Source organism: Intrasporangium sp., assembly GCF_039812505.1.
GTDB lineage: Bacteria > Actinomycetota > Actinomycetes > Actinomycetales > Dermatophilaceae > Intrasporangium_A.
Genome location: NZ_JBDIAQ010000226.1, coordinates 1 through 3859, shown reverse-complemented (window position 1 = coordinate 3859; position 3859 = coordinate 1). Strand labels below are relative to the sequence as shown.

4 protein-coding genes are annotated in these 3859 nt (G+C 70.9%); 2 read left to right on the top strand and 2 right to left on the bottom strand.

The features are described from left to right. Positions 1–13 precede the first annotated feature (13 nt). Positions 14–691, bottom strand: a complete 678-nt coding sequence (gene msrA / locus WMI84_RS17345; protein ID WP_347355026.1) for a peptide-methionine (S)-S-oxide reductase MsrA — start codon at positions 689–691, stop codon at positions 14–16. A 197-nt stretch (positions 692–888) separates the two neighbouring features. Here msrA and WMI84_RS17340 point away from each other — a divergent pair, with 197 nt between their 5' ends. After that, a complete protein-coding gene (locus tag WMI84_RS17340) occupies positions 889–1746 on the top strand; it encodes a hypothetical protein (protein WP_347355025.1) in 858 nt (285 codons plus the stop codon). Between the two features lie 191 nt (positions 1747–1937). Then, positions 1938–3116 (top strand): cystathionine gamma-synthase, encoded by a 1179-nt coding sequence (locus tag WMI84_RS17335; protein ID WP_347355024.1) that lies wholly within the window; start codon positions 1938–1940, stop codon positions 3114–3116. Between the two features lie 109 nt (positions 3117–3225). Here the strand turns inward: WMI84_RS17335 and greA are convergent, their stop codons facing one another. Further along, positions 3226–3711, bottom strand: a complete 486-nt coding sequence (gene greA, locus WMI84_RS17330) for a transcription elongation factor GreA (protein ID WP_347355023.1) — start codon at positions 3709–3711, stop codon at positions 3226–3228. Between the last annotated feature and the right edge of the window lie 148 nt (positions 3712–3859).

The window sequence follows — 3859 nt, the reverse complement described above, 5'->3', positions numbered from 1 at the left end:
GATCACGATCCGGTCAGTCGTGGTGCCCGAGGACCGACTGCTGGCTGGGCAGCTCGTCCTGACGGAGGATCCCGACCGGGCAGGTCATGCCGTTCGGCCCGTGGTTGCAGTAGCCCATCGGGTTCTTGTGCAGGTAGCCCTGGTGGTAGTCCTCCGCGACATAGAACGGGCCGGCGTCCTGCGCAGAGCGGATCTCGGTGGTGATCTCACCGCGGCCGTGCTCGTGCAGGACCTGCTGGAACGCCGCCCGGGTCGCGACCGCAGCCCGCTCCTGCTCCGGGGTCGTCCAGTAGACGGCCGAGCGATAGTTGGTCCCCACGTCGTTGCCCTGGCGGTCGGCGGTCGTGCTGTCGTGGTTCTCCCAGAACTGCTTGAGCAGCAGCTCGGGGCTGGTCTGCTCCGGGTCGTAGACGACCCGGACGGCCTCGGCATGGCCGGTCAGGCCGGTGCAGACCTCCTCGTAGGTCGGGTTCGGCGTGTAGCCGCCCATGTAGCCGGCGGCGGTCGCGATGACGCCCGGCTGGCGCCAGAAGATCCGCTCGGTCCCCCAGAAACAGCCCATCGCGACATACAGCACCTGCGAACCCTCGGGCCAGGGCCCCTCGATCGGGGTCCCGAGCACGACGTGCGTCGCGCTGACCGGGTAGGGCCGCTCGGCACGCCCCGGAAGGGCCTGCTCACGGGTTGGCATCGTCGTCTTCCTGCCGTAACCGAACACCCTTCCAGTCTGTCACCCGTTGTCGGGCCCTCGAGGCGTGCCGGGCGGCGACCGGGAAGTTCGCTCGTTTGCCAGCGCGGGCCGGGCCGACCCGTCATGCTGGAGCGTGGGGGTAGTGCTCGCGGGGAAGGGGCCGCATCGTGGGGTGGAGTCGTGACGTCAGGCGACGTATGCCGTTGGTGGTGACCGCGCTGCTGACCGGCGTGGTGGCCCTGTCCGGTTGCTCGGCCTCCGGTGCCGGAGCACCGGGGGCGGCGCCCGAGGGCGGCTCGACGACCGGGCCATCGCTCACCTTCGCCACCCCGAAGGCGTCCACCAAGGCCGCGTCCCCGACCGTCGCCCCGACCCCGAAGAGCAGCACGGACGCCAAGAGCAGCAACGGCTCGGCCAAGTCGAAGCACAGCAAGGCGACCCCGTCCGGCAAGGCGACGGCAAACTCGGGCGGCGGCGCCGAGGTGCCCAACCAGGTCTTCACCGTGACCGGTCAGGTCACCGCACCGCACAAGGGCCTCGCGTCGGTCCGCACGGCCTCGGGCAAGACCACCGTCGCGTGGGACGGCGGGACGGCGTTCCTCGACACCCGGTCCGCGAAGCGGTCCGACGTGCGCAAGGGCGTGTGTGTCGTGGCGAGCACCGCGATCGCGGCGCCCGGGGCGCAGCGGACCGGCCCGGGCGGGGCGGCCGAGGTCGTCTGGGTCCTCGTGTCGGCGCCGATCGACCGTCAGTGCCCCAAGGTCGCCCCCCAGGCGCCCGGCGCGTCGGGTGCCGCGCGCATGATGTCCGGCCTGGTCACCAAGGTCAAGGGACCCGTCGTCACTCTCGAGACCGAGGGCGTCGGGGTGCCCACGGCGCAGATCCGGGTCGCCCTGGCCGACAAGGCGCAGGTGGTCCGGACGGTGGACTCGTCCGCAGGGTCCGTCCGCAAGGGCCGCTGTGTCGTCGTGGTCGGGACCCACGACGCGAAGGGCCGTCTGGTCGCCAGCAGCGTCACCGTGTCGGACCCGGGCAAGTCCGGCTGCACGCTCTGAGCCGGAGGCCGTCGGGCTCGGTCGTCCCTGCCTACCAGCCGATGACGACACGCTGATCCCGTGGGGTATGCCGCTGGCACCCGCGCGCAGCGGGGCGACATACCCGCGGCCGGTGACCATGCACCCGTGGGGGCGAGACGCTTCCGGCCCAGGGCCGCACGTGGGCCTGGTCCGGGCATAGGCTCGACGCCATGTCTGACGCACCCGGTTTCTCGACCCGAGCCATCCACGCCGGCCAGCCCGCCGACGCATCCACCGGGGCGGTCAGCGTCCCGATCTACCAGGTGTCGACCTACAAGCAGGACGGCATCGGCGGCTTTCGCGGCGGCTACGAGTACAGCCGGTCGGGCAACCCGACCCGGACCGCGCTCGAGGAGTGCTTCGCCGCGCTGGAGGGTGGCGACCGGGGCTTCGCCTTCGCGTCCGGCCTGGCCGGACAGGACACGATCGTGCGCTCCCTGCTCGTCCCCGGCGACCACGTCGTCGTGCCGAGCGACGCCTACGGCGGGACCTACCGCTACTTCAACAAGATCGCCAAGCCGCAGGGGATCGGGCACTCGATCGCGAAGATCGCCGACGTCGAGGCACTCCGCGCCGCCATCGTGCCGGGCCGCACGAAGATGGTCTGGGTGGAGACGCCGACGAACCCGTTGCTCGGTATCGCCGACATCGAGGCGATCGCCGGGGTGGCCCACGAGGCCGGGGCCGTCGTCGTGGTCGACAACACGTTCGCCAGTGCGTACCTGCAGAACCCGCTCGCCCTCGGCGCCGACCTCGTGTCGCAGTCGACGACGAAGTACAGCGGTGGTCACAGCGACGTGGTCGGCGGCATCGTCGTGACCGCGCAGCAGATCCCGGTGCCCGGCTTCGAGGACGCCGCGGACCGGATCGCCTTCCACCAGAAGAGCATCGGCGGTATCGCCGGCCCCTTCGACGCCTGGCTGACCCTGCGCGGTCTCAAGACCCTCGCCGTCCGGATGGAGCGCCACTGCGACAACGCCGAGAAGGTGGTCGACTTCCTGACCGCCCACGACGGCGTCTCGCAGGTCTACTACCCGGGCCTGCCGTCGCACCAGAACCACGACGTCGCGGCGCGACAGATGAAGCGCTACGGCGGCATGGTCAGCTTCCGGCTGACCAAGGGCGAGGACGCCGCCGTCAAGGTCTGCTCGGCCGTGCAGCTGTGGACCCTGGGGGAGTCGCTCGGCGGTGTCGAGTCGCTGATCGAGCACCCGGCCCGGATGACCCACGCGAGCGTCGCCGGGACCGAGCTCGAGGTCCCGGCCGACCTCATCCGGCTCTCCGTCGGCATCGAGGACGTCGACGACCTCATCGAGGACCTGCGCGAGGTGCTCGACATCCACGCCTGACCGTCGCTGCCCGGGGGCGGTCCCTCGGCAGGTGATGGCCGACGGGCCGGCCCCTTGGAGGGGCCGGCCCGTCACGCTGCCGGCCCGGTCGCCGGCGAAGCGGCGCGGCTCAGCGCGTGTAGGGCTTGGCCGACAGGATCCGGACCTCGACCGTCTTGCCGTTGGGCGCCTCGTAGGACGTGGTCTCGCCCACGCTCTTGCCGTTGATCGCCGCGCCCATGGCCGACTTCTCGGAGAAGACCTGCAGGTCGGTGTCGTCGGCGATCTCGCGGTTGCCGAGCAGGAAGGTCTCCTGGTCGCCGAACATCTCGACCGTGACCACCATGCCGGGCTCGACGATCCCGTCGTCGGGAGGGGTCTCGCCGATCACGGCGTTGTGCAGCAGGTCCTGGAGCTGGCGGATCCGGGCCTCCATCTTGCCCTGCTCCTCGCGGGCGGCGTGGTAGCCGCCGTTCTCCTTGAGGTCGCCCTCCTCCCGCGCCTCCTCGATCTTGTGCGCGATCTCGATCCGACCTTCGCCGGACAGCTGTTGCAGCTCCGCCTTGAGGCGGTCGTAGGCCTCCTGGGTCAGAAAGCTCGCAGCGGTCTCGGTCACGATGCACTCCTCGGATGAAGCCGCGCCCACGCGGTGCTCGCGTGGGCGCCCGAAACAAGGAAGGCCCCGACCGGCGCGGTGTGTGTCACCGGTCGTGACCTCAGGTGAACCCCAAGGATAACAAATGACCCCACCGGATGCAGGTGAA

Excerpts from the sequence above, each read along its gene's own strand:
- WMI84_RS17340 (WP_347355025.1), top strand. The coding sequence starts at position 889 with ATGCCGTTGGTGGTGACCGCGCTGCTGACCGGCGTGGTGGCCCTGTCC.
- WMI84_RS17335 (WP_347355024.1), top strand. The coding sequence starts at position 1,938 with ATGTCTGACGCACCCGGTTTCTCGACCCGAGCCATCCACGCCGGCCAG.
- msrA (WP_347355026.1), bottom strand. The coding sequence starts at position 691 with ATGCCAACCCGTGAGCAGGCCCTTCCGGGGCGTGCCGAGCGGCCCTAC.